Source organism: Agrobacterium sp. LY4 (genome assembly GCF_001526585.1).
GTDB classification, from domain to species: domain Bacteria; phylum Pseudomonadota; class Alphaproteobacteria; order Rhizobiales; family Rhizobiaceae; genus Agrobacterium; species Agrobacterium leguminum.
This window is the reverse complement of record NZ_ASYA01000054.1, coordinates 40972-65350: the sequence shown is the minus strand read 5'-3', so window position 1 is coordinate 65350 and position 24379 is coordinate 40972. Positions and strand designations below refer to the sequence as shown.

At 60.6% G+C, this 24379-nt stretch carries 20 protein-coding genes; 6 read left to right on the top strand and 14 right to left on the bottom strand.

Annotated elements, in window-relative coordinates; genetic code table 11:
• Positions 1–47: 47 nt before the first annotated feature.
• From L904_RS25735 to rpiA, 4 genes are all read right to left on the bottom strand, one after another.
• The gene (locus tag L904_RS25735) at positions 48–1424 is read right to left on the bottom strand and encodes a class II 3-deoxy-7-phosphoheptulonate synthase (protein ID WP_035262011.1); all 1377 of its coding nucleotides are present in this window, start codon (positions 1422–1424) and stop codon (positions 48–50) included.
• Between the two features lie 248 nt (positions 1425–1672).
• Positions 1673–3058, bottom strand: a complete 1386-nt coding sequence (gene gor, locus L904_RS25730) for a glutathione-disulfide reductase (protein ID WP_035262014.1) — start codon at positions 3056–3058, stop codon at positions 1673–1675.
• 208 nt (positions 3059–3266) lie between these two features.
• Positions 3267–3836: a DUF2059 domain-containing protein gene (locus L904_RS25725; RefSeq protein ID WP_003524811.1), complete on the bottom strand. Its 570-nt coding sequence runs from the start codon at positions 3834–3836 to the stop codon at positions 3267–3269.
• A 16-nt stretch (positions 3837–3852) separates the two neighbouring features.
• Positions 3853–4548: a ribose-5-phosphate isomerase RpiA gene (gene rpiA / locus L904_RS25720; RefSeq protein WP_035262017.1), complete on the bottom strand. Its 696-nt coding sequence runs from the start codon at positions 4546–4548 to the stop codon at positions 3853–3855.
• A gap of 190 nt (positions 4549–4738) precedes the next feature.
• Here rpiA and L904_RS25715 point away from each other — a divergent pair, with 190 nt between their 5' ends.
• The gene (locus L904_RS25715) at positions 4739–5440 is read left to right on the top strand and encodes a phosphoglycolate phosphatase (protein WP_020811185.1); all 702 of its coding nucleotides are present in this window, start codon (positions 4739–4741) and stop codon (positions 5438–5440) included.
• 311 nt (positions 5441–5751) lie between these two features.
• Here L904_RS25715 and L904_RS25710 read toward each other — a convergent pair whose 3' ends face one another.
• Positions 5752–7611 (bottom strand): murein L,D-transpeptidase, encoded by a 1860-nt coding sequence (locus L904_RS25710; protein WP_031234061.1) that lies wholly within the window; start codon positions 7609–7611, stop codon positions 5752–5754.
• A 502-nt stretch (positions 7612–8113) separates the two neighbouring features.
• Here L904_RS25710 and fumC point away from each other — a divergent pair.
• Together fumC and L904_RS28005 are read left to right on the top strand one after the other, a co-directional pair.
• Positions 8114–9505, top strand: coding sequence for a class II fumarate hydratase (gene fumC, locus L904_RS25705; RefSeq protein WP_031234063.1), 1392 nt, complete (start codon positions 8114–8116; stop codon positions 9503–9505).
• 120 nt (positions 9506–9625) lie between these two features.
• The gene (locus L904_RS28005) at positions 9626–9958 is read left to right on the top strand and encodes a hypothetical protein (protein ID WP_155246281.1); all 333 of its coding nucleotides are present in this window, start codon (positions 9626–9628) and stop codon (positions 9956–9958) included.
• A 118-nt stretch (positions 9959–10076) separates the two neighbouring features.
• On the opposite strand, the gene L904_RS25700 is transcribed toward L904_RS28005, so the two are convergent.
• From L904_RS25700 to L904_RS25685, 4 genes are all read right to left on the bottom strand, one after another.
• Complete coding sequence (locus L904_RS25700; RefSeq protein WP_059760448.1) at positions 10077–11705, bottom strand: CTP synthase; 1629 nt, start codon at positions 11703–11705, stop codon at positions 10077–10079.
• A gap of 159 nt (positions 11706–11864) precedes the next feature.
• Complete coding sequence (gene secG, locus L904_RS25695; protein ID WP_003524802.1) at positions 11865–12320, bottom strand: preprotein translocase subunit SecG; 456 nt, start codon at positions 12318–12320, stop codon at positions 11865–11867.
• 116 nt (positions 12321–12436) lie between these two features.
• Positions 12437–13207: a triose-phosphate isomerase gene (gene tpiA / locus L904_RS25690; protein WP_020809901.1), complete on the bottom strand. Its 771-nt coding sequence runs from the start codon at positions 13205–13207 to the stop codon at positions 12437–12439.
• Positions 13208–13419: 212 nt separating this feature from the next.
• Positions 13420–14301: an alpha/beta fold hydrolase gene (locus tag L904_RS25685; RefSeq protein ID WP_020809900.1), complete on the bottom strand. Its 882-nt coding sequence runs from the start codon at positions 14299–14301 to the stop codon at positions 13420–13422.
• A 225-nt stretch (positions 14302–14526) separates the two neighbouring features.
• On the opposite strand from L904_RS25685, the gene parE reads away from it, so the two are divergent.
• Together parE and L904_RS25675 are read left to right on the top strand one after the other, a co-directional pair.
• Positions 14527–16641, top strand: coding sequence for a DNA topoisomerase IV subunit B (parE, locus tag L904_RS25680; protein WP_020809899.1), 2115 nt, complete (start codon positions 14527–14529; stop codon positions 16639–16641).
• A gap of 67 nt (positions 16642–16708) precedes the next feature.
• Positions 16709–17599: an NAD(P)-dependent oxidoreductase gene (locus tag L904_RS25675; protein WP_020809898.1), complete on the top strand. Its 891-nt coding sequence runs from the start codon at positions 16709–16711 to the stop codon at positions 17597–17599.
• Positions 17600–17609: 10 nt separating this feature from the next.
• Here the strand turns inward: L904_RS25675 and L904_RS25670 are convergent, their stop codons facing one another.
• From L904_RS25670 to L904_RS25660, 3 genes are read right to left on the bottom strand one after another with little or no spacing between them, the layout of a single operon-like run.
• On the bottom strand, positions 17610–18218 hold the full coding sequence (locus tag L904_RS25670; protein WP_020809897.1) for an ATP-dependent Clp protease proteolytic subunit: 609 nt from the start codon (positions 18216–18218) through the stop codon (positions 17610–17612).
• 41 nt (positions 18219–18259) lie between these two features.
• The gene (locus L904_RS25665) at positions 18260–18616 is read right to left on the bottom strand and encodes an SRPBCC domain-containing protein (protein ID WP_020809896.1); all 357 of its coding nucleotides are present in this window, start codon (positions 18614–18616) and stop codon (positions 18260–18262) included.
• Positions 18613–18927 carry a helix-turn-helix transcriptional regulator gene (locus tag L904_RS25660; RefSeq protein ID WP_003524773.1) on the bottom strand — a complete coding sequence of 105 codons (315 nt, stop codon included), beginning with the start codon at positions 18925–18927 and terminating at the stop codon, positions 18613–18615. The genes L904_RS25665 and L904_RS25660 overlap by 4 nt, the downstream gene beginning before the upstream one ends.
• Before the next feature lie 159 nt (positions 18928–19086).
• On the opposite strand from L904_RS25660, the gene L904_RS25655 reads away from it, so the two are divergent.
• A complete protein-coding gene (locus tag L904_RS25655; RefSeq protein ID WP_020809894.1) occupies positions 19087–20643 on the top strand; it encodes a phospholipase D family protein in 1557 nt (518 codons plus the stop codon).
• A 16-nt stretch (positions 20644–20659) separates the two neighbouring features.
• Here L904_RS25655 and L904_RS25650 read toward each other — a convergent pair whose 3' ends face one another.
• Positions 20660–21493, bottom strand: a complete 834-nt coding sequence (locus L904_RS25650) for a response regulator (protein ID WP_031233782.1) — start codon at positions 21491–21493, stop codon at positions 20660–20662.
• A 162-nt stretch (positions 21494–21655) separates the two neighbouring features.
• Positions 21656–24169 (bottom strand): FAD-dependent oxidoreductase, encoded by a 2514-nt coding sequence (locus tag L904_RS25645; RefSeq protein ID WP_059762706.1) that lies wholly within the window; start codon positions 24167–24169, stop codon positions 21656–21658.
• Between the last annotated feature and the right edge of the window lie 210 nt (positions 24170–24379).

Here is a 24379-nt window from a genome sequence, read left to right as displayed (position 1 = left end):
AAGCCGCCGGAGGGTCTCCCGGCGGCTTTTTTGTTTATGGTGTCAGATCAGGCGTTGGCGATTGCCAGACGCTTTTCATCGCGGCCGCTCTTCATGCGCTCGGACAGCAGGAACGCCAGTTCCAGCGCCTGATCGGCATTGAGGCGCGGATCGCAATGGGTGTGGTAACGGTCGGACAGCGAATCCGCCGTCACGGCGCGCGCGCCGCCCGTGCATTCCGTCACGTCCTTGCCGGTCATCTCGATATGGATGCCGCCCGGATGCGTGCCTTCGGCGCGGTGGATCTGGAAGAAGCTTTCGACTTCCGACAGGATGCGCTCGAAAGGACGCGTCTTGTAGTGGTTGAGCGTGATCGTGTTGCCATGCATCGGATCGCAGGACCAGACGACTTTGCGGCCTTCCTTCTCAACCGCACGGATGAGCTTCGGCAGGCTGTCCGCCACCTTGTCATGGCCGAAACGGCAAATCAGCGTCAGGCGTCCGGCCTCGTTCGCCGGGTTCAGCGCATCGATCAGCTCGATCAGATTGTCGGGCGTCAGCGACGGACCACATTTCAGGCCGATCGGGTTCTTGATGCCACGGAAATATTCCACATGCGCATGATCGAGCTGGCGCGTGCGGTCGCCGATCCAGATCATGTGGCCCGAGGTGGCGTACCAGTCGCCGGAGGTGGAATCGACGCGGGTAAGCGCCTCTTCGTAGCCGAGAAGCAGCGCCTCATGGCTGGTGAAGAAGTCGGTCTCGCGCAGGCTCGGATTGCTCTCCGCCGTGATCCCGATCGCCTTCATGAAATCCATGGTCTCGGAAATACGGTCGGCCAGCTTGCGGTAACGGTCCGCCTGCGGGCTGTCCTTGATGAAGCCGAGCATCCACTGGTGAACGTTTTCGAGGTTGGCGTAACCGCCCATCGCGAAAGCGCGGAGCAGGTTCAGCGTCGCCGCCGACTGGCGGTAGGCGTCAAGCTGCCGCTCCGGGTTCGGAATGCGCGAGGCCTCGTTGAATTCGATGCCATTAATGATGTCGCCGCGGTAAGACGGCAGCGTCACGCCATCCTGCGCTTCCACGTTGGAAGAACGCGGCTTGGCGAACTGACCGGCAATGCGGCCGACCTTCACGACGGGCAGCTGCGCGCCATAGGTCAGCACGACGGCCATCTGCAGGAAGGCGCGGAAGAAGTCGCGGATATTGTCCGCGCCATGTTCGGCGAAGCTTTCAGCGCAATCGCCGCCCTGCAGCAGAAAGGCGTTGCCTTCCGCCACGTTGGCAAGCTGTTTTTTCAAGCGGCGTGCTTCACCGGCAAAGACCAGGGGCGGATAGGTCGCAAGCGTGGCTTCCGTTGCCGCAAGCGCTGCCGCATCCGGATATTCGGGAACCTGCTGGATCGGTTTCTGCCGCCAGCTGCCGGGGGTCCAATTCTGTGCCATGTTCTCACCCTTTTCTCGCCCGCGCGACGTCGCGCGGCCGCCTCGAAAAATTGAGCGGCTTATAGCTCCAAGCATCGGCTTTGCATAGCCGATCCCTGAGCCATCCGGCTCATTCTGCCCGTTTTGCGCGCTCCAGACGCACAAAAGTCAATTCAAACGATTTAACAACCCCGCCGCCATTCGAAAACTTCGCTTTCAAAGGGCGGCAGGCTGATGTGGGCGACGATTATATCACGCCTGTACCGGCGTTACACACGCTCGCCATTCACGACGCGATAGCTCGGCGAATACATCGTCACCAGCTCTTCGGCGGCCGTCGGATGAACCGCCATGGTGCGGTCGAAATCATCCTTGGTGCAGCCGGCTTTCAGCGTGATGCCGAGAAGCTGCGCCATCTCGCCCGCCTCATGGCCGAGAATATGCGCGCCCACGACCTTGCGGTCGGCGGCATTGACGATCAGCTTCATGATCGTCTTTTCCTGACGGCCGGAAAGCGTCGCCTTCATCGGCCGGAACTGGGCGCGATAAACTTCCAGTTCCGGATATTTCTTGCCGGCTTCCTCTTCCGAAAGACCGACGGTTCCGATTTCCGGCTGCGAGAACACCGCCGTCGCGATCAGCTCATGATCCGGCTTGGTCGGGTTGTTCTTGTATTCGGTTTCGATGAAGCACATGGCCTCATGGATCGCCACCGGCGTCAGCTGTACCCGGTCAGTGACGTCGCCCAAAGCGAAGATATTCGGCACGTTGGTGCGCGAATAATCGTCGACGATGATCGCGCCGCGCGCATCGAGCTTCACACCGGCATTTTCGAGACCGAGACCTTTCGTGTTCGGATCGCGCCCGAGCGCCAGCATCACCGTCTCGACGGCAAGCGTGCCATGGTTCTTGGTGCGGGCCTGCAATACGCCCTCACCCTTCGTCACTTCTTCGATGACATCGCCGAGCAGGATCCTGATGCCCTTGGCCTCCATGGCCTCGTGCAGACCCTTGCGCATGTCCTGATCGAAACGCGACAGGATTTCCTTGCCGCGGTAGATCAGGGTCGTTTCAACGCCGAGTCCATGGAAGATATTGGCGAATTCGACCGCGATGTAACCGCCGCCGGCGATCAGGATCGACTTCGGCAGCTCTTCCAGGTCGAAGGCCTCGTTGGACGAGATCGTCAGCTCATGGCCGGGCAGCGCCTTGTGCTCGTTCGGCGTGCCGCCGACGGCAATCACGATACGCTCGGCGGTGAAGGTCTCGCCGGTTTTCGTCAGCTTCACGGTATGGGCGTCGACCAGTTCCGCCCGGCTGTCGAAAATATCAGCCTTGGCGTTTTCCAGACCCTTGCGGTAGAGCCCTTCGAGACGGGCGATTTCCTTGTCCTTGGCCGCGATCAGCTTCTTCCAGTCGAAGCTGCGCTCGCCGACGCTCCAGCCGAATCCTTCCGAATCCTCGAAATGCTCAGGGAATTGCGAGGCATAAACGAACAGCTTCTTCGGCACGCAGCCGCGGATGACGCAGGTTCCGCCATAGCGGTATTCCTCGGCGATTGCGACGCGCTTGCCGAGCGAGGCCGCCACGCGGCCGCTGCGCACGCCGCCGGAACCGCCACCGATGACGAAAAGATCGTAGTCATAAGCTGTCATAGTCAAAACCCCTGATCAAAACCGCCGCCGTCAGCCTCGAGACGGGCGGCGGCGCATTCACGGCACATATAGGTGCTGCGACGCACAAATGAAAAGCCCGGTCTTGCGGCCGGGCTTTGAATATTTCTGAAGGTAGGCCTTTTTGCCCGAGCGTCGGATTTTCCGGAAACCGCTTCACACGTTCCGGCCCGATGCTCTCCCTGTTCAATCAGGGCTTGGGAGCAGCCGGAGCGCCACCGGTGGCGTTCTGATCGGCCGGAAGCGGCTTCAGATCGGCGCCGGCAACCTTCTGCAGTTCCGACATGCTGGAAGCGTTGAGGTCGCGGTTGATGCCGGCTGCCCAGATGTCGGCGGCCTTCATCAGTTCGCGCGTGGCGATCGGGCCGTCCTTCAGGAGCTTCTTGCCGGCTTCGCTGCTGTAGAAGGTGGAAATGGCGTTCAGCTCTTCGACGGTGAAGGCGCGCGCATAGGTGAGCGCTGCTTCGCGCTCCAGATCGGCGCGGCGCGGCGCAAGCTCGAGCGCCTTGGCATCGACGGTCTCGGTGATTGCGTCCTGAACGTTCGGCGAAGCCTGAATGAGCTCGGCCTTCAGACGCTCCGCCAGACCCGGCAGAATGTCGTCGAAACGGTCGGTAACGCCAAGAGAGGTGATCGCCTGCCGTGCGGCAGCGATATGCGCTTCCGAAATTTCCTGAGCGCGTGCGGCAGTACCGAACACGATGCCGGAAATGAGGATCGAAGCAGCGGCAGCTTTGCCCAGTCCCGCTAGTTTGACCATGAAAATCTCGCTCCTGTTATACTGCCTGCATCACGCGGGCGCCTTCAGGACCCGCGATAATGGCAAGCGATGCCAAATTTATGAAAAGTCCGTGCTCGACGACACCGGGAATCGTGTTCAGCTCGCGTGCTAGCGCTTCTGCATCAGGAATACGGCCAAAAGATGCGTCGAGGATAAGGTGCCCGCCATCGGTCATGAAGGCGCCGTCGCCGGAAGAACGCATCGTCAGCGTGCCGGAAAGCCCGGAACGCGCCGCCAGTTTTTCGATGGCGATACGCGTCGCCACCTGGCCGAACGGGTTGATTTCGATGGGCAGCGGAAAGGCGCCCAGCGTCTCCACCACCTTGCTCTGGTCGGCGATCACGATCATGCGGGCGGATGCCGCCGCAACGATCTTTTCGCGCAGCAGCGCACCGCCGCCGCCCTTGACGAGACGCAGCGCATGATCGACTTCGTCAGCGCCGTCGATGGTCAGATCCAGCTCCGGCAATTCATCCAGCGATTTCAGCGGCACGCCAAGCTCGACGCACAGGCGCGCGGTGCGCTCGGATGTCGGCACGCCCTCGACCTTCAGACCGGCGGCGACCTTTTCGGCCAGAAGCCTGACGAATTCCTCGGCCGTCGAACCCGTGCCGATACCGAGCCGCATCCCATCCTGTACGTGGGACAATGCGGCCTCGGCGGCCTTGATCTTCATCTGGCGGGCATCCATGTGCCTGAAACTCCGGTAACTTTGTCGTCGCCGTGCTGTTTACACGGGTCGAAAGCCAAACGAAAGCCTTTTTCAAGCCAACGAACAGAACGTTGTGACGCGGTTGCAAAGACAGGCCCGTTTGCCTAGGCTTGGCGGGAATGAAAGCACCGATACATCAGTTACACGCATTCCCGAGAGGCCAGTTCCCGTGACATCCCGCCCGCTCTCCCCGCTCGCCATTTTCGATCTCGACGGCACGCTGGTCGATACCGCCGCCGATCTGGTCTCGAGCCTTAACCACACCATTGCCGCAGCCGGGCTTGCTCCCGTCACCTATGACGACCTGACCCACCTCGTCGGCCAGGGCGCGCGGGTGATGATCAAGCGGGCCTTCGCGCTTCGCGAGACGGAACTGCCGGAAGCCGAAATCGAGCCGCTCTATGAGCGCTTCATCACCCATTACCGTGCCGAAATGCCCGGCGAGAGCCGCCCCTATCCCGGCATCATCAATACGTTGGATGCGCTCTCGGAAGCCGGCATCACGCTTGCCGTCTGCACCAACAAGACTGAAATCCTCGCTCTGCCGCTGCTCGAAGAACTCGGTCTGACACGCTATTTCGCCGCCATCACCTGCGGCGACACCTTCTCCTTCCGCAAGCCGGATGCCCGCCATATTCTCGGCACCATCGAAAAAGCCGGCGGCGACATCCAGCGCTCCATCATGGTTGGCGACAGCATCAACGACATTCTCGCGGCAAAGAACGCCGCCGTGCCGTCGATCGGCGTGACCTTCGGTTATTCGGATGTGCCGATGGTTGAACTCGAACCGGATGTGGTGATCGACGATTTCACTGAATTGACGCCGGCGCTGTTCGAAGAACTGGTTGCGAAGGGTGCAGCGGCGGCCTGAGAGGCTGGACCAGACAAGTAAAGCGCCAGGGAACGGCGATTCCGACGTCAATGAGAGCTGAACAACCTCTCTTCCGTCATGCCGGACTAGATCCGGCATCCAGTCACGGCGCGTCTGCGCGGTGAAAAGACTCTTTTGCGATCAAGGACTTGATCGCGCTGGACCCCGGATCAATTCCGAGGTGACGGAGTACGGTGTTGCCGTTGACGCCAAATGTAAGGCGGACTCCAGCACCAAACAAATTGGACAGGCCTTTCCTTCAAACAAAAAAAGCGCCGTCTCCGGCGCTTTTTTTCTTGATGCTATTCTGATCAGATCGACGCGGCCCGCGCCTTCGTCGTCACGGCGAACGCCTTCTGCACATAGCTGTCGCGGTCATAAACATCGTCGAAGAACTGCACCTTGCCGTCCTTGTCCGGCCAGGCGGTGAAATAGGCCACATAGACCGGAACCTTCTCCGGCACCTGCACGGCGCGGTTCTTGCCGGATGCGATCTGCTCGCCGACCTTTTCGACACTGGTGCCGAGAACGGCGGCGGCCATGCGGCGCGGGTCGACCAGACGGATACAGCCATGGCTCAGCGCCCGCATGTCGCGGTTGAAGAAGCTCTTGGCAGGCGTGTCATGCATGTAGATGGCATGCGCATTGGGAAACAGGATTTTCAGGTCGCCCAGCGCATTGTCGCTGCTCGGCGGCTGGCGCACGGAAACGGCGTTGGTGGAGCCATACCAGTTGACGCTGGTGGAGGAGACGGCACGACCGCCCACTTGCACTTCGTAACCCAGCCGGTCGAGATAGGACGGATCGCGGCGCAGCTTCGGCAGCATTTCGTTGACGATGATCGACTGCGGCACGCCCCAATAGGGGTTGAACTCGACGGTCTGGATTTCATCCTGGAAGAAATAGGTCTGGTTGGCCTTGGAGCCGACGACCACCTTCATGCCGAACTGTTCTTTACCCTCATTGTGGTAATAGGCCATGAAAGCGGGCTGGTTGATGAAGACGTAACGCTGGCCGAGATCGGCCGGCAGCCAGCGGACCTGCTCCATGGCCACCTGCACCTTGGCGATCTTCGCGTCATTGCTTTCGCCGACCATGGCGCGCACGGTGGCGCGGCCGATAACGCCATCGGGTTTCAGGCCGTTTTCGCTCTGGAACGCCTTCACCAGATCGACGAGATCGGGCGTATAATCAGGCGTCTGCTGATAAGCGGAAATGATCGCGGCGTGTTCGGCCTTGAAGGCGGGCGAAGCGCGATGTTCGATGGCCTTGACGACATTGGCCATATCCGCGCTGCTGTTGCCGGGCTTCAGCACCAGATCGGCGGGAACTCGGACGACATGCGCCGCATCGCCTTCGCCGCGCAGGCGGGCAAGCTCCGCCTTCAGCGCCAGATATTCGGCGCTCGACGGTTCGCGGCTGCGCAGATAGGCGGCGACATCGGGGCTCAGGCCCGCAAGCTTCAGCACCGGTGCGAGGTTCACCGTCTTGCGCTTGAAATCGTGATAGCCGGAGAGCCGGTTCGGATCGACACGGCCACGGGCCGTATCCTGCACATAGGCGAGAACCTTGGCGGAAAGCGCCAGCTCGAACTGCATCTGCGCCCGCTGATAGGCGTCGGACACGGGCGCCGAGGCCGTCTCCACCGGCGTACCGGGCGCAGCCGCACCGGAAGCGTTGCTGATGCTGGCCGTCACATCCTTTGCCGGTGGCGAAATGCTATAATCGGCCGGATCGAGGCCGCTTTCACCGACCGTCTCGAGAAAGGCGATGACAGCATTGGCGCGCGCGGTCAGCTCGCCTTCCGAAACCCAGAGCGTCTTGCCGCCGGCGCCGTAATAGGCTTCCAGCGCCTTGGCGATCTCGGGGGTGGCGCTGAATTTCAGATTGGCAAGGCCTTCACCGAAATTCGCCGTGTTCACCGCACGGGCCGTATCCGCCTTGTAGTCGTAATAGCGCGGACCGGAAACACGCGGCAGCGGCTCGGGATCGGAAGCATCCGCGCTTTGGCCGGCGCTCGATCCGGGGGGCGAGGTGACGATGCCGGCCGGCGGCAACTCACCGCGATCGCGCGCGATCTTGCCAGGGCCGCCGCGCAGGAGGTCCATCAGCGTTACCGCACCGGCGCTGCCGGGAAGAGCGGTGGAAACGGAAAGACCGAGAGCCAGCACCAGTGCTGCCGATGTTTTTCCAGATGTGACTTGCAATTTGATCCTCGTAGCACCCAGCACCGCCAGCGAAAGGGCGGGCATCAGTTTCATGCCTGTCTAGCCGATCGACGGCCCGTTGAAAAGAAAACGCGAAAAAGCCCACAACCGTGCCGAAATGAACCTTACGATACAGCCAAAGCCGTAAAAACGTAATTTCCAGAATTGGCGAGAATGGTTAAATTTCCATTTATTTCATTCACTTTGCCCTGCCCCGCCAGACCTTCCGGGCGCCCCGGAAAGCCCGGTTTTCCGGCCATTTCGCGTCGTAGTAAAAATGACACGCCGGCGCCTTTTTCACCCCGCGCCGCGCCATACGGCGAAATCGCTTTTGCGCGGCGGGAAATATCTGCCTCCGCTGCATTGCAGCGCTTTCATTGCCGGCGCGATGATTCTATATATCGGCCGCGCAAGGCGGGCGAAGGCGCCGTTTTGGCGGAGGAAAACGAGTAAAAAGGCAAGATTGATGACAGCCACACGGACGGAAACCGATACATTTGGACCCATTGAAGTTCAGGCCGATCGCTATTGGGGCGCGCAGGCGCAGCGCTCGCTCGGCAACTTCAAGATCGGCTGGGAAAAGCAGCCCGCCTCTGTCGTTCGCGCGCTCGGCATCGTCAAGCAGGCCGCAGCCCGCGCCAACATGGCGCTTGCCGGCCTCGATCCCAAGGTCGGCGACGCCATCATCGCCGCCGCGCAGGAAGTCATCGACGGCAAGCTGACAGAGCATTTCCCGCTCGTCGTCTGGCAGACCGGCTCCGGCACCCAGTCCAACATGAACGCCAATGAGGTGATTTCAAACCGCGCAATCGAGATGCTCGGCGGCGAAATGGGCACCAAGAAGCCGGTTCATCCCAACGACCACGTCAATATGAGCCAGTCTTCGAACGACACCTATCCGACGGCGATGCACATCGCCTGCGTGGAAGAGATCGTTCATCACCTGTTGCCGAGCCTCAAGCACCTGCACAAGGCGCTGGAAGCCAAGGTCAAGCAGTTCGAAAAGATCATCAAGATCGGCCGCACCCACACGCAGGATGCAACGCCGCTGACACTCGGCCAAGAATTCTCCGGCTACGCCGCGCAGGTCGCCTCGGCCATCGCCAATATCGAAACCACCCTGCCCGCGCTCTCCAAGCTCGCCCAGGGCGGCACCGCCGTCGGCACGGGCCTCAACGCCCCCATCGGCTTCGCCGAGAAGGTCGCCGAGGAAATCTCCAAGATTACCGGCCTGCCCTTCGTGACCGCGCCGAACAAGTTCGAGGCGCTCGCCTCGCACGATTCCATGGTCTTCTCGCACGGTGCGATCAATGCGGCCGCTGCTGCGCTCTTCAAGATCGCCAACGACATCCGCTTCCTCGGCTCCGGCCCGCGCGCTGGTCTCGGCGAATTGTCGCTGCCGGAAAACGAACCCGGCTCGTCGATCATGCCCGGCAAGGTCAATCCGACCCAGTCGGAAGCACTGACGCAGGTGTGCGCCCATATCTTCGGCAACAATGCAGCACTGTCCTTCGCCGGTTCGCAGGGCCACTTCGAGCTCAACGTCTATAACCCGATGATGGCCTACAACTTCCTGCAGTCGGTCCAGCTTCTGGGCGATGCGGCCGTCTCCTTCACCGACAATTGCGTCGTCGGTATCGAGGCCCGCGAGGACAATATCAAGAAGGGCGTGGAAAATTCGCTGATGCTGGTGACGGCGCTGAACAGCAAGCTCGGCTACGACATCTGCGCCAAGATCGCCAAGACCGCGCACAAGAACGGCACGACGCTGCGCGAAGAAGCCGTCGGCGGCGGATACCTCACCAACGAGGAGTTCGACCAGTTTGTACGCCCGGAGAACATGATCGGGCCGAAGTAAGCCTGTTTGAATCGTGCTGAAATGAAAACAGGCCTTCGGGCCTGTTTTTTTTGGGGGGGCATGAGGGGTGCGACGATGGCGCTCAAACTCCACAGAACTTCAATCTGAGCGGGGATAACATTGAAATATACGGGCATTATCCTGATTGCCGTAATGGCTCTAGCGTCGTGCAATACACTTGGACCCTACAACACCCCAGAGATACGCCGCGTCGCGTCAACCGGGAGCGCATTAGGCAAATGCTTGCAGCGGACCGCAAAGTCGTTTCTTGTTTCAAACAAAAATCCGCAAAAAGTCGCTTCAATGCTTGATAACGCATGCATGTCGGAACGAAAGGCAGCGTTGGATGCCAAGCGTGCGGCAGGTTTGCCGGTGAGCTATTTCGATTATGGAAAAGGGCGACACGAAGTCTCATTATATTGGGCGCACAATGCACAGTGGATTCAAGAATAAGCGGACCACAACCAAAAACCTCTGTGTAAAGAGGTCAGTATCTGAAACTCATGGCGGCAATCTTTAATGCACAATAAAAAGGGCCGCTTTCGCGACCCTCTTCGTATTCTTCAAACCGTCAAACCAGCCGGCTCTGTTCCACCGCAGCTTCGATAAAGCTGGCGAAAAGCGGATGCGGATCAAGCGGGCGGCTCTTCAGTTCCGGGTGGTACTGAACGCCGATGAACCACGGGTGGTCAGGATATTCCACCGTTTCCGGCAGGACACCATCCGGAGACATGCCCGAGAAGACCAGGCCGCATTCTTCCAGCCGGTCCTTGTAGTCCACATTCACCTCATAGCGGTGACGGTGGCGCTCGGAAATATCCGTGGTGCCGTAGATTTCGGCGATCTTGGTGTCTTTCTTCAGCGCTGCCTTGTAGGCGCCGAGACGCATCGTGCCGCCGAGATCGCCCTTGGAGGAGCGCTTCTCCAGCTCGTTGCCCTTGACCCATTCGGTCATCAGGCCGACGACCGGCTCGGAGGTCGGGCCGAATTCGGTGGAGGAGGCATTTTCGATGCCGGCAAGGTGACGGGCCGCTTCCACGACCGCCATCTGCATGCCGAAGCAGATGCCGAAATAGGGCACGTTGCGCTCACGCGCGAACTGCGCCGCCATGATCTTGCCTTCCGAACCGCGCTCGCCGAAGCCGCCGGGCACCAGAATGCCGTTGACCTTTTCGAGATAAGGCGTCGGGTCTTCCTTTTCGAAGACTTCCGACTCGATCCATTCCAGCTTGACCTTGACCCGGTTGGCGAAGCCACCGTGATGCAGCGCCTCGATCAGCGACTTATAGGCATCCTTGAGGCCGGTATATTTGCCGACAATCGCAATCGTCACTTCGCCTTCCGGCGTGCGGATGCGGTTGCAGACCTCTTCCCAGGGCTCCAGACGCGGCTTCGGCGCCGGCTCGATGCCGAACGCGGCCAGCACTTCCGAATCGAGGCCTTCCTTGTGGTAGGCAATCGGAACGTCATAGATATTCGCCACATCCAGCGCCTGGATGACGGCGGAAGGACGCACATTGCAGAACAGCGAAAGCTTGCGGCGTTCCGCTTCCGGGATTTCCCGGTCGGCGCGCACCAGCAGAATGTCGGGGTGAATACCGAGCGCCTGCAGTTCCTTCACGGAATGCTGGGTCGGCTTGGTCTTCAATTCGCCGGCTGCCGGAATGTAGGGCATCAGCGTCAGGTGAAGATAGATCGCCGTACCGCGCGGCAGGTCGTTGCCGAGCTGACGGATCGCTTCCATGAACGGCATCGCCTCGATGTCACCCACCGTGCCGCCGATCTCGCAGATGACGAAGTCGTAATCGTCATTGCCTTCGATCACGAAATCCTTGATCTCGTTGGTGACATGCGGAATGACCTGAACGGTTGCGCCGAGATAGTCGCCGCGCCGTTCCTTGTCGATGATGTTCTTGTAGATGCGACCGGTGGTGATGTTGTCGGTCTTGGTTGCCGAACGCCCCGTGAAGCGCTCGTAATGGCCAAGGTCGAGGTCCGTCTCGGCACCGTCATCCGTCACGAACACTTCGCCGTGCTGTGTCGGGCTCATGGTGCCGGGATCGACGTTCAGATAGGGGTCGAGTTTACGAAGCCGCACCCGATAACCACGGGATTGCAACAAAGCTCCGAGTGCTGCCGCAGCGATGCCCTTGCCTAGAGAGGAGACCACGCCGCCTGTGATGAATACATATCGCGCCATGGGATTCACCGGATACCTTTTTACCTCTGATTCCGCCAGCCCAAATTTCATGCTTTCGAAAATTCGCTGTTGACGAATTTGCGATGGGTCAGGCCGGAATGCGAACAAAAGAAAACCGGCAGGCTTTTGGCCTGCCGGAGCGTTAAATCAAAACCGGGCTTATTGACCGGTCGGAACTGCGTTCGGATCGGCGGGCTGCGCCGGGGCCGGAGCGGCCGTGCCGGAAGCGGCCGGAGCCGGGGTCGTCTGAGCCGGTGCGGCTGCACCATTGGTCGGAACGCCATTCTCAGCCGGAGCGGGCGTCGACGGCGTCGTCGCCGGGCCGAGTGTATCGAGAATGCCGTTACCCTGGCCCTGCGTGGCCGGAATACGGTTCAGAATGTCGGTCGGGCGCGATTCGTAGCGCGTCAGGAGACCGAGGCCGAGCGAGGTCGCGAAGAACAGCGCGGCAAGGATCGCCGTGGTGCGCGTCAGCGCATTGGCCGTTCCGCGCGCGGACATGAAGCCCGAACCGCCGCCGATACCGAGGCCGCCGCCTTCGGAACGCTGGATCAGGACCACGCCGACAAGCGCCAGCACGATCATGAGGTGAATAACAATCAAAACGGTCTGCATGACAATCCATTCCATGCCCCGCGCGGAGCACTACAAAGAAGGTTTCGCGGCTCTTTACATGAGGCGAAGGCTTATTCCAAGCCCCTTTCCCGCCATCTGTAACAGGAAAACCTGTCTCAGGCCGTCAGTTGCTCGTATGCCGCATAGATGGACAGGAAGTCCGAGGCTTTCAAGCTCGCGCCGCCGATCAGCGCGCCATCCACGTTCTCGACACCCATCAGTTCCAGCGCATTGGCCGGCTTCACAGAGCCGCCATAGAGGATGCGCATGGTCTTGCCGGCGTCGCCGAAGCGCTTGACGAGTTCGTCGCGCATGAAGGCATGGGCCTCACGCACATCGTCCACGGTGGGCGTCAGACCCGTGCCGATCGCCCAGACGGGCTCATAGGCGATGACGGTATTTTCGGCGGTCGCCTCGTCCGGCAGCGAGCCGGCGAGCTGGCGCTTGAGGATATCGAGCGTCTGGCCCGCCTTGCGCTCATCCGCCGTCTCGCCGATGCAGACGATGGCAATAAGATCGGCTTGATGGGCGGCAACGGCCTTGGCGCGCACCAGATGATCGGTCTCGGCATGGTCGGTGCGGCGCTCGGAATGGCCGACGATGACATGGGTGCCGAAGCAGTCGGCGATCATCTCGGCGGAAATATCGCCGGTATGCGCGCCGGAGGCGTTCTGGTGGCAATCCTGCGCGCCGATCATCAGCGGGCTGTCATCGCACAGCGCCGTTGCCACGTAGAGCAATGTCGAGGGCGGGCAGATCAGCGCATCCACCTTTTCGGACAGCGCGCCCTTGACGCCCTCTGCCATGGCCTTGATCTGATCGAGCGAGGCACGGGTGCCGTTCATCTTCCAGTTTCCGGCAACAAGCGGTCGAACATTCGGCGTCATGCGTATCCCATTCCCTTTGTCTTGAGGCCGCCTGTGGCGGCGCCCCTTCCCTCAGCCGTATCACGGCCCATAATCGCGACAGAAACACTGCCGGAAATCCCGGGATATTCCTTTAACCTCAGCCGGCAACAAATGGTACAAAAAAGCGGCCTAAAGGTTCAAAACGACGGGCAATTTCTAAAAATTTGCCGTTGCTGACCCAAATCGAGGCCTCAGCGGCTCAAAATCCAGTTCAAAACCGCCCGCCAGTCGGTCATGCGCACCGGTGTGCCGTGGCTGCCGGTCTCATAGCGCGTGAACCGCGCCGGCTCGCCGGCCTTCAGCAAAGAGCGGAAGATGCTTGCCTGCTGATCCGCCGAATAGACCTTGTCGGCGCTGCCATGGGTGAACCAGACCGGCTTCTTCGCCCTGGCAAACGCGCTTTTCGGAAAATCCGGATCGACCGCACCGCCGAGGATCGCCATGCCCTTGAGATTGGCGACGGCAGCCTTGTCGCGGCTGATACCGTAACAGATGAAACTGCCCATCGAGGCGCAGGTCAACACGACAGGCTTGCCGCCCGATTTTTTGGCCGCATCGGCAATCAGCGCCGCGATATCGGCAACGCCGTTCTCATCGAAGGAACGCACGCTCGGCGCATAATAGGTGCCGCCATTGGCGACGGCGAGGTTTTTCAGCCGGTTGAAATTGCCGCCGAAGGTGTAGTCGTTCATTCCGAGCCGCCGGTCGCCGCCGCGTCCATGGATGAAGATGACCGTGAAGGCCTGCCCGCTCGCCGGCCCGACACGGCCGACCTCAAGCGCCCTGCCCTCAACGGAAACACTTTCCAGCGCCTGCGCCTTCTTCGGCGTCATATCGACATATTGCCGTTTCACCCGCCGCTCGGGCACCTCGTCGCGGCCGTTGATATCGCGCATCTCCTGATAGTCGACGACTTCTGAAGCGCCGCCATCGGCCGTGGAAAGCACCGTCTGGGCGGAAAACAGCTCATCCTTGAAGGGACGCAGCGGCCCATCGGAGGCCAAGGCCGCAACCGGCATGGCCGCAACAGTCAGGCTGAAAAGAGTACAAAACGTGAAATGAGCTGTGGACATGCCTTGGCTAACCGTTCATTCGTGGCTGCGAGACTTGCCATTGCAACCTCGCCAGCGCAATCCTCCTGTTGCGAAACCCTGACACAATCGTGGCATAGGATGCGCCGCATCTGCCAGACGGGCCCACTTCAAATCGGACGGGAACCGCGTTTGGCGTTATGATTGACGCTACTGGCATAATGATTCGCATGGCGAAATTCTGACACACGCTTTTGAACTTTGGACATGATGGACGACAGCAACGATCTCTTCTCCGGTCTTCCGGCAGCACGAAACAGCGATACGGAAACGAACGAGGACACCGCAAAGACGCCGGTGACCGCGGCCGCCAACGTGCCCGCCAACGCGAATGTGCAGCCGAAGCCCGCAGCCGTTGCGGCCGTGACGCCGCCCGCCCCCGTATCACCATCCGGTGACGACTACGGCGCGTCCTCGATCCGCGTGCTCGAAGGGCTGGAGCCGGTGCGCATGCGCCCCGGCATGTATATTGGCGGCACCGATGAGAAGGCGCTGCACCACCTGTTCGCCGAAGTCATCGACAACTCCATGGACGAGGCCGTCGCCGGCCACGCCAATTTCATCGAGGTCCATCTCGATGCCGAAGGTTTCCTGACGGTCACCGACAATGGCCGCGGCATTCCGGTGGAAAACCACCCGCAGGTTCCCGGCAAGTCGACGCTCGAAGTCATCATGACCAAGCTGCATGCCGGCGGCAAGTTCGACGGCAAGGCCTATGAGACATCGGGCGGCCTGCACGGCGTCGGTGTTTCCGTGGTCAATGCGCTCTCCGATCTTCTCGAAGTGGAAGTGGCCCGTAACCGCAAGCTTTACCGCCAGCGTTTCTCGCGCGGCCTGCCGATCGGTCCGCTGGAAGAACTGGGCGACGTGCACAACCGTCGCGGCACCCGCGTGCGTTTCCATCCCGATCCGCAGATCTTCGGCGACCACGCGAAGTTCGAACCGGCCCGCATCTTCCGCATGGCCCGTTCCAAGGCCTATCTCTTCGGCGGCGTCGAAATCCGCTGGAGCTGCGATCCCGGCATGGTGCCGGCCGGCGGCGAAATCCCCGAAAAGGCCGTGTTTCATTTCCCCGGTGGCCTGAAGGACTATCTCGCCGCCACGCTCGGCAAGGAATTCACCGTCACCCGCGAGATTTTCTCGGGCCGCACGGAAAAGACCGGCGGCCACGGCGCGCTGGAATGGGCCGTCACCTGGTATGGCGGCGACACGCAGATCCATTCCTATTGCAACACCATTCCCACGCCGGAAGGCGGCACGCATGAGGCCGGTTTCCGCATTGCGCTCACCAAGGGCCTGAAGAACTACGCGGACCTGACGCAGAACAAGCGCGCCAAGGACATCACCACCGATGACGTGATGATCTCGGCCGCCGGCATGCTCTCCGTTTTCATCCGTGAGCCTGAATTCGTCGGCCAGACCAAGGACAAGCTCGCCACCGTCGAGGCTCAGCGCATCGTCGAAAACGCGCTGCGCGATCCCTTCGACCATTATCTTGCCGGCAATCCGGGCGAAGCGGCGAAGCTGCTCGACTGGGTGATCGAGCGCGCCGAAGAGCGCCTGCGCCGCCGCAAGGAAAAGGAAGTCAACCGCAAGACCGCCGTGCGCAAGCTGCGCCTGCCCGGCAAGCTGGCGGATTGCGCCCAGAACACGGCGGAAAATGCGGAACTTTTCATCGTCGAGGGTGACTCGGCGGGCGGCTCGGCCAAGCAGGCGCGCAACCGCGCCAACCAGGCCATCCTGCCGCTGCGCGGCAAAATCCTCAACGTCGGCAGCGCCAGCCGCGAAAAGCTCTCCGCCAACCAGCAGATCGCCGATCTCATTCAGGCGCTCGGCTGCGGCACGCGCACGAAATATCGCGAAGAGGATTTGCGGTATGAGCGCATCATCATCATGACCGATGCCGATGTCGACGGCGCCCATATCGCCTCGCTGCTCATCACCTTCTTCTATCAGGAAATGCCGGAACTCATTCGCGGCAGCCATCTCTATCTCGCCGTGCCGCCGCTTTATGTCATCCGCCAGGGTGCCAAGAGCGCCTATGCCCGCGACGACACCCACCGTGCCGAGCTGATGGAAACCGTCTTCAAGGGCAAGAAGGTCGAAATCGGCCGCTTCAAAGGCCTCGGTGAAATGATGGCCCAGCAGCTGAAGGAAACCACCATGGATCCCGAAAAGCGCACCCTGCTGCGCGTCGAGATCGACGATGTGGATTTCGAAGGCACCCGCGAGGCCGTCGACAATCTGATGGGAACCAAGGCAGATGCCCGATTCCGTTTCATTCAGGAACGGGCGGCGTTCGCGGATAATCTGGATATTTGATCGTCCGGATGACACCTTGAAAGGCAACGCATGGCGCTGCCTTTTGTGTTGATGTGGAGGCAACATCATGCGGATAGTGCTGACGGGCAGCTCCGGTCGGGTCGGCCGCGCGATTTTCAGTGCCCTTGCCGGCAGGCACAATATCACCGGCATGGATCGCTCCCCCTTTTCCACCACCCATATCGTCGGCGATTTTGCGGACGAGGCGCTCCTGCGCTCCGCTTTCGAACGGGCGGATGCGGTGATCCATACGGCAGCACTCCACGCTCCGCATGTCGGCATTGTCCCGGACACGGAATTCCAGCGTATCAATGTCGACGGAACCCGCATGGTGGCGCAAGCGGCAATGGCGGCGGGCGTGCCGCGGCTGGTCTTCACCAGCACCACGGCGCTTTACGGACACGCGGTGTCTGCAGGGTCCTGCACCTTCATCAATGAAGAGACGCCGCCCCGACCGAAGAGCATCTATCACCGCACCAAACTTGAAGCCGAGCAGATGCTGGAGGGAATGGCAGGCCCGCATCTTGCCGTGCGCGTGTTTCGCATGTCCAGAAGTTTCCCGGAGCCCGCCCACGTGATGGCGGCCTACAGGCTGCATCGCGGCGTCGATATTCGCGATGTCGCCGATGCCCATGTGCTGGCGCTGACCAATGCGGGAGACGATTTCCAGCGCTATATCATATCGGCAACCACCCCGTTTTCCGCCGATGACTGCGACAGCCTCGCCAAGGATGCCGCTTCCGTTCTCCGGCAGCGGACCCCGGCCCTCGCCGACGCATTCGCGCAAAGGGGATGGGCGCTGCCGGCAACTATTGACCGGATCTATTCGCCCGCCCGCGCCACAGAGGGTCTGGGCTGGACATCCCGCTTCGGTTTCGGCGAGGTACTTGCACAATTGGACCGGCGCAGTCTGGAGGTCCTGCCTATGGGCGCCAATATCAGCAGGAAATCCGAATAAGCGTCCGGCCTTATGCCGCGACATCCTCACGAACGCCCAGAATGCGATCGATCAGGCCCCATTCCAGAGCTTGCTCCGCCGTCATGAAAAAATCCCGGTCCATGGCCGCTTCGAATTTTTCATAGCTGTGTTTGCAATGCTCGGAATAAAGCCGCGTCATGCGGTGCTTGGTCAGCCGCATCTCTTCGGCATGGATCAGCATGTCCGACGCCTGCCCCTGGAAACCGCCCAGCGGTTGATGAATGTGGATGCTGGCATTGGGAAGGGCGCTCCGCTCGCCCGGTTCACCCGCCATCAGCAGAAACGACCCCATGGAGCGGGCCGTTCCCATGCAGAGCGTATGAACCGGTGCGCGGATATAATGCATGGTGTCATACATGGCGAGACCGCTGGTCACCACACCGCCCGGCGAATTGATATAGAGATGGATCGGTTTCTTCGGGTTTTCCGCCTCGAGAAACAGCAATTGCGCGCAGACCAGCGCCGAAACCGCATCGTTCACCTCGCCGTTGAGGAAGATGATCCTTTCCCGCAACAGGCGGGAATAGATATCGAAAGACCTTTCTCCCCTTGACGATTGTTCGACTACCATAGGGACGAGTTGCATCGCTTCGCGCATCGGCGAACTCCTGTCGTTGAAATGTCGGGGGACGTTCCGGATCAGGCGGCGAGCTTGATCGGCGAACCGTTATGGTTTGCAGCGGCCTTTATCATCCGGTCGGTATTGACGGGCAGGTCATGAATGATGCGCAGGCTGGTGCCGCCATGGGCATTCGCCGCGATCCTGAAGGTGACGGTGCTTTCCAGAAATGGCGGATTATCCTCACGCAGCCGGTAGCGAACCTCCTCGCCGGGTTTGATATCGATCGCATCGGGTTCCGCCAAAGCCTCATTCGGCAGCCAGTTTTCACGAAACGCCGGAATGCTGATGGCGCGCCAGACCTTTTGCGGCGGCTCGTCCAGATCATATTCAAGCTCGATGCCGTTCTTCGGCGCTTCCGGTGTCTGCCTGTTCATTGGTCCATATCCTTCAGCAGGAGTTTGAGAGCCTCAATGCGCTGCGGCCAGTAGGCGCGATATTTGCCGAGCCAGGCCGCAATGCGCGTCAGCCCGTCCGGATCCACTTCATAATTAACGAAACGGCCCTGCCGCTTCTCGACCACCAGCCCTGCCCCGCGCAACACTGAAAGATGCTGCGACATGGCCGGCTGGCTGATCTCGATCCCCTCACGCAGGGCGGAAGCGTTCATGGCGCCATCCGCCAGCTTTTCGAAAATGGCGCGGCGCGTCGGATCGGCCAGCGCCCGGAAAATATCGTTCTCTGTCATGACAACACATAAGCACACACTTATGTGATTCACAAGCCCTTTCGGCGCGTGGAAAACGCGTCTTTTTCACGCCGATGGCACAAGATGCCGTGAACGCTTTATCCCCTCGCGCGTTTTCATCCCGGCTGATACTCTTCGGGCCGGGAGCGATCAAAACAAGTGACTGCATTTACGGTCTTCATCGTCATTCTTCTTATGGTCATCGGGCCGAGCCTGTTTGTCGTCATCGGCAAACAGCGGGAAAAGGCCATTCCAAAGCGTCCTTCCACCGCCCTGCCCCTTGCCGAAGACGCAACGACGCTGGACCGGCACTGGCAATCGATAAGAAACGGCTGGAACGAGAAAAATGCGCTCTGCCTGCTGCATTCCAACCTCGATGCCTTTGCGGTGCGCGTGGCGGCGGCGCGTGCCGCCGGGCGCAGCCTCGATCTGATGTATTACATGTGGAATGCCGACCTGACCGGACGGCTGATGATGCGCGAAGTCATCGCCGCCGCCGATCGCGGCGTGCGCGTGCGCCTGCTGCTCGACGATCTCGGCGTCTCCATCTCCGACCGCATCTTCCACGCCATCGACAGCCATCCGAATATCGAGTTGCGACTGTTCAACCCCACCCGGGCGCGGGAAAACATTCTGCATCGAAGCATCGAGCTGGTGCTGCGCTTCCGAAGCGTCAACCGGCGCATGCACAACAAGGCCTGGATTGCCGATGGCCGGGCCGTGATCGTCGGCGGGCGCAACATTGGCGACGCCTATTTCGACGCTGCCGAGCGGGCAAATTTCCACGATTTCGATATCCTCGGCTTCGGCAGGATCGTCGCCGACGCCACGGAAATCTTCGACGATTACTGGAACAGCGCCGTTTCCGTGCCCGTCCGCTCGCTATTGGCACGCAGGCCGAGCAAACTCGCAAGGCTGCGGCGCGAGCTGGACGCCCTGCCGAAAAGCGAAGCGGCAAAACCCTATCTGGAGCGCGTCGAAAGCCAGTATGGCCGCGACCATTTCCTGATGTCGGACCGTCTGCACTGGGTCGAGGCGGCGGATATCCTCGCCGACCCACCGGAAAAAGCGGCAGGCAAACGCCGCAAGGGTCATAACTTCCTGATGGAAAGCCTGCTGCCGCTGATGCAGGCGGCAAGCGACAGCCTGCACATCACCTCCCCCTATTTCATTCCCGGCAAACAGGGCGTGGGGATATTTCTACAACTCGCCGAGAACGGCGTGTCGGTCGCCATCCTCACCAATTCGCTGGCCGCGACGGATGTGGCCGCCGTGCACGCCGGTTATGCCCGCTATCGAAAACCGCTTCTCTCCGGCGGGGTGCGCCTGCACGAGCTGCGCGCGCAGGCAGATCAGTCCAACTTCACCCTGCGCGGCTCGGGACAGGCGAGCCTGCACACCAAGGCTTTCACACGTGACGGCAGGACCGGCTATATCGGTTCACTCAATTTCGATCCGCGTTCCGCCTCGCTGAATACGGAAATGGGCGTCGTCTTCAACTCGGCCCCGCTGGTTGCCCGCATGGACGAGATATTCGCGGGCGAAATCCGTCGCACCATGAGTTTCGAGCTGGAAATCGACAAAGGCAGGCACATCGTCTGGATGACGGAAGAACAGGGGCGCACAAGGACATACCGGCGCGAACCCGACGCCACCATCAGCCGCCGCATCGTTGCCGGTATCATGCGCTTCCTGCCGCTGGAATCGCAGCTTTAACGGGGAAAGCCTGGGCTCAGGCCGCCGGCCTTACCCCCGCTTTCGCCAGCTGTATCTGCACCAGCGTATCGAGGTTCTGGTTGACCCGGCAATAAAACTCCTCGTCGATGAAGGGGCGCAGCATGAAATCGTTGCCGCCCGCCTTCAGGAACCGCGCCGAAAGCAGCCGGTTGGTGGAGGACGACACCCCGATGATGCGCAGCTCGTGCGACCCACGGACGGTGCGGATGCGCCGCGTCAGTTCGAAGCCGTCAATATCGGGCATGTTGTAATCGGTCACCACGAGGCCGATATCGGGATTGGCCTTCAGAATCTCGAGCGCCTTCGCACCGCTGTCGGCCAGGCTGACGCGGAAATTATAACGCTTGAGACGGCTCGAAAGCAGCGCCCGCGCCGTCGGGCTGTCATCGACGATCAGCACGTGATGGCGGTGGTTGGTGAGAAAGCGGCAGACGGATTCCGTCAGCATATCCACGGCGAAAATATTGTCCTTCAGGATGTAATCGACCACATCCTTGGCGATCAGCGTTTCGCGCGTCGCCTCATGAAAAGTGCTGGTGAAAACGATGGTCGGGATCGAAAGATCGATCAGATATTCCAGCGCCTCGCCCTTTTCCGCCCCCGGCAGGTTGATGTTGGAAATCGCCAGCGTCACCGGTTCGGGAGAATGTTCGTAACAGGCCTGCAATTCCTCGAAATTGCGGCACACTTCCACGGTAACGCCCAGCAGTTCTTTCAGGCGCATGCTCACCATCTGGGTGAACACATTGGTATCTTCCGCCAGCAAGATGCGGCTGTTGGTAAAAGGCACGCCAGAATATTGCATGCCCGTAATGCCTAGAAAATTCATTCTGCCCCGATCCCCCATCGTATGTCAGGGAAAGATAGCAGGCTCATTTTTCAGAATCATTAATAACACTTTTGCCGGAAAGCCAGTTGAGCACATGCTTACCTAAACGGAAATACGGCCCACGAGGGGCCGTATTCCGACTTTGGGAGGGGATATTTTGTCTCAGGCGCGCAGAAGCGCATTGTCCGTGTCGAACGGGCTTTCTTCCACCACTTCGGCATCATAGGACGTACCGAGAATGCGGATCTTGAGCTTGGTGCCCACGGCCGCATATTCCGGTTTGAGCATGGCGAGCGCGATGGATTTGCCGAGACGCCAGCCGAAGCCGCCGCTCGTCGCGCGGCCCGCAAGCGCGCCGCTTTCATCGAAGATCGCTTCCGAACCGCGCGCATCGACATCCGTATTGCCAGATACGGTGAGCGTCGAGAACACCCATTTCACCCCGGCTTCCTTGTAGGCCACCAGCGCATCGCGGCCGATGAAGCTCTTCTCCGGGCGCAGGAAGCGGTCGAGACCCGATTCATAGGCGTTATATTCGACCGACAGTTCACGCCCCATGTTGCGATAGGATTTTTCGAGCGACATCGAGACCATGGCGCGGATACCGAAGGGCTTGATACCGAATTCGGCGCCCGCTTCCATTAGCCGGTCGAAGATGTAGTTTTGCATCTCGATCGGGTGGTGCAGTTCCCAGCCAAGCTCGCCCACAAAGTTGACGCGCAGCGCATGCGCCGTCGCCACGCCGACGGAAATCTGCCTGCCGGTGAGCCAGGGGAAATCCTTGTTCTCAAGGCTGGTGCGGGTCAGCTTCTTCAGGAGATCGCGCGACTTCGGACCGGCAAGCACCAGCACGCCGTATTTCTGCGTGATCGGCTGCAGCACAACCGAACCATCGGTGGGCGCAAGGCGGCGCAGCACGTCATGGTCATGCGCTTCGAGACCACCGGCCGAAACCATGTAGAAGCGGCCCGGCGCCCATTCATAGACCGTGAATTCCGCCTTCACGCCGCCATTCGGCGTCAGAAGATGGGTGAGCGCGATACGGCCGCGCTTCTTTGGCACCGCATTGGCGAGAATGCTGTCGAGCCATGCCCGCGCACCGGGGCCGGAAACCTCCATCTTGGCGAAGGCCGACATATCGAGCACGCCGACATTCTGGTGAACATTCTTCACCTCGTTGCCGACATGTTCGAAATAATTCGAGCGGCGGAACGACCATTTCTCGACAATACGGCCGTCATCCAAGGCCGGCGCATGGTTGTGGCTGGTGATGACATCGGCACCCACGCCGAGATCTTCTTCGCGCAGCGCATAACCTTCCGGCGCATACCAGTTGGCACGCTCCCAGCCATAGACCGAGCCGAACACGCCGCCGAGCTTCTTCAGGCGGTCATAAACCGGCGTCGTCTTCAGCGGACGGGCGGCGGAGCGCTCCTCATCCGGATAATGCATGGTGAAGACGTTGGCATAGGCTTCCTCGTTCTTGGCGATGAGGTAACCTTCCGTTGCGTAAGGGCCGAAGCGGCGCGGGTCTACACCCATCAGGTCGAGCGTCGGCTCGCCGTCGACGATCCACTCGGCCAGCTGCCAGCCAGCGCCACCGGCAGCGGTGATGCCGAAGGAATGGCCTTCGTTCAGCCAGAAATTCTTCAGGCCCGGTGCGGGGCCGACAATCGGGTTGCCGTCAGGCGTATAGGCGATAGCGCCGTTATAGACTTTCTTGATGCCCACTTCGCCGAAGGCCGGAACGCGCACCATGGCGGTTTCGATATGCGGCATCAGGCGGTCGAGTTCCTCCTGGAACAGCTCATATTCGCTGTCGTCGGAGGGACCGTCGACATAACAGACCGGTGCGCCGATTTCATAAGGACCGAGGATCAGGCCGCCCGCTTCCTCGCGCATATACCAGGCGGAGTCGGATTCGCGCAGCACGCCCATTTCCGGCAGGCCCTGGCGACGGCGCTCCTGAATGGCCGGGTGCGGCTCGGTGACGATATATTGATGTTCGACCGGAATGACCGGAATGTTGATGCCGACCATCTCGCCGGTCTTGCGGGCGAAGGAGCCCGTGCAGGAGATGATATGCTCGGCGACGATCTCACCCTTGTCGGTCGTCACCTTCCAGTGACCGTCTTCCAGCTGCTCGATGGCGGTGACGGTGGTGTTGCGATAGATCGTGGCGCCACGATCACGCGCGCCCTTGGCGAGCGCCTGCGTCAGATCGGCGGGCTGAATATAACCGTCGTCGGGATGCTGGATGGCGCCGAGCAGACCGTCCGTCTCGCAGAGCGGCCAGATTTCCTTCACCTGCTCCGGCGTCAGCATGTTGACGCGCACGCCGATGGTCTCGGCGATGCCGGCATAATACATATATTCGTCCCAGCGATCCTTGGTGCGGGCGAGACGGATATTCGAGACTTTGGAGAAGCCGACATTCATGCCGGTCTCTTCCTGAAGCTCCTCATAGAACTTCACGGAATATTTGTGAATCTGGCCAACGGAATAGCTCATGTTGAACAGCGGCAGGAGCCCGGCCGCATGCCAGGTGGAACCCGAGGTCAGCTCCTTGCGCTCGATGAGAACGCTGTCGCTCCAGCCCTTCTTGGCAAGATGATAAAGCGTCGAAACGCCAACGACGCCGCCACCGATCACCACCGCCCGTGCATGTGTCTTCATTTACAGAACCCCTGAAAAGCGCCGGCCTTGCCTTATTCCGCCGACATTGGATGGGAGGAATATGAAGCGCTTGCGGGTTGTTCAGCCGCCTGATTGCGACATGGCCATAGGGTGCTGCGACAGGGAAGAAATTGCCGCCATCGGGGTGGGCTTTGGCGCGACTGCCGCCGCCCCTGTGGAAACGGCGACACAGGCTGGAGAGTATCGATC

Coding starts and splice junctions, on each gene's coding strand:
- secG (WP_003524802.1), bottom strand. CDS start 12,320: ATGCAGACCGTTTTGATTGTTATTCACCTCATGATCGTGCTGGCGCTT.
- L904_RS25650 (WP_031233782.1), bottom strand. CDS start 21,493: ATGAATTTTCTAGGCATTACGGGCATGCAATATTCTGGCGTGCCTTTT.
- parE (WP_020809899.1), top strand. CDS start 14,527: ATGATGGACGACAGCAACGATCTCTTCTCCGGTCTTCCGGCAGCACGA.
- L904_RS25725 (WP_003524811.1), bottom strand. CDS start 3,836: ATGGTCAAACTAGCGGGACTGGGCAAAGCTGCCGCTGCTTCGATCCTC.
- L904_RS25700 (WP_059760448.1), bottom strand. CDS start 11,705: ATGGCGCGATATGTATTCATCACAGGCGGCGTGGTCTCCTCTCTAGGC.
- L904_RS25685 (WP_020809900.1), bottom strand. CDS start 14,301: ATGTCCACAGCTCATTTCACGTTTTGTACTCTTTTCAGCCTGACTGTT.
- gor (WP_035262014.1), bottom strand. CDS start 3,058: ATGACAGCTTATGACTACGATCTTTTCGTCATCGGTGGCGGTTCCGGC.
- fumC (WP_031234063.1), top strand. CDS start 8,114: ATGACAGCCACACGGACGGAAACCGATACATTTGGACCCATTGAAGTT.
- L904_RS25675 (WP_020809898.1), top strand. CDS start 16,709: ATGCGGATAGTGCTGACGGGCAGCTCCGGTCGGGTCGGCCGCGCGATT.
- L904_RS25660 (WP_003524773.1), bottom strand. CDS start 18,927: ATGACAGAGAACGATATTTTCCGGGCGCTGGCCGATCCGACGCGCCGC.
- rpiA (WP_035262017.1), bottom strand. CDS start 4,548: ATGGATGCCCGCCAGATGAAGATCAAGGCCGCCGAGGCCGCATTGTCC.
- L904_RS25670 (WP_020809897.1), bottom strand. CDS start 18,218: ATGCGCGAAGCGATGCAACTCGTCCCTATGGTAGTCGAACAATCGTCA.
- tpiA (WP_020809901.1), bottom strand. CDS start 13,207: ATGACGCCGAATGTTCGACCGCTTGTTGCCGGAAACTGGAAGATGAAC.
- L904_RS25735 (WP_035262011.1), bottom strand. CDS start 1,424: ATGGCACAGAATTGGACCCCCGGCAGCTGGCGGCAGAAACCGATCCAG.
- L904_RS25665 (WP_020809896.1), bottom strand. CDS start 18,616: ATGAACAGGCAGACACCGGAAGCGCCGAAGAACGGCATCGAGCTTGAA.
- L904_RS25645 (WP_059762706.1), bottom strand. CDS start 24,169: ATGAAGACACATGCACGGGCGGTGGTGATCGGTGGCGGCGTCGTTGGC.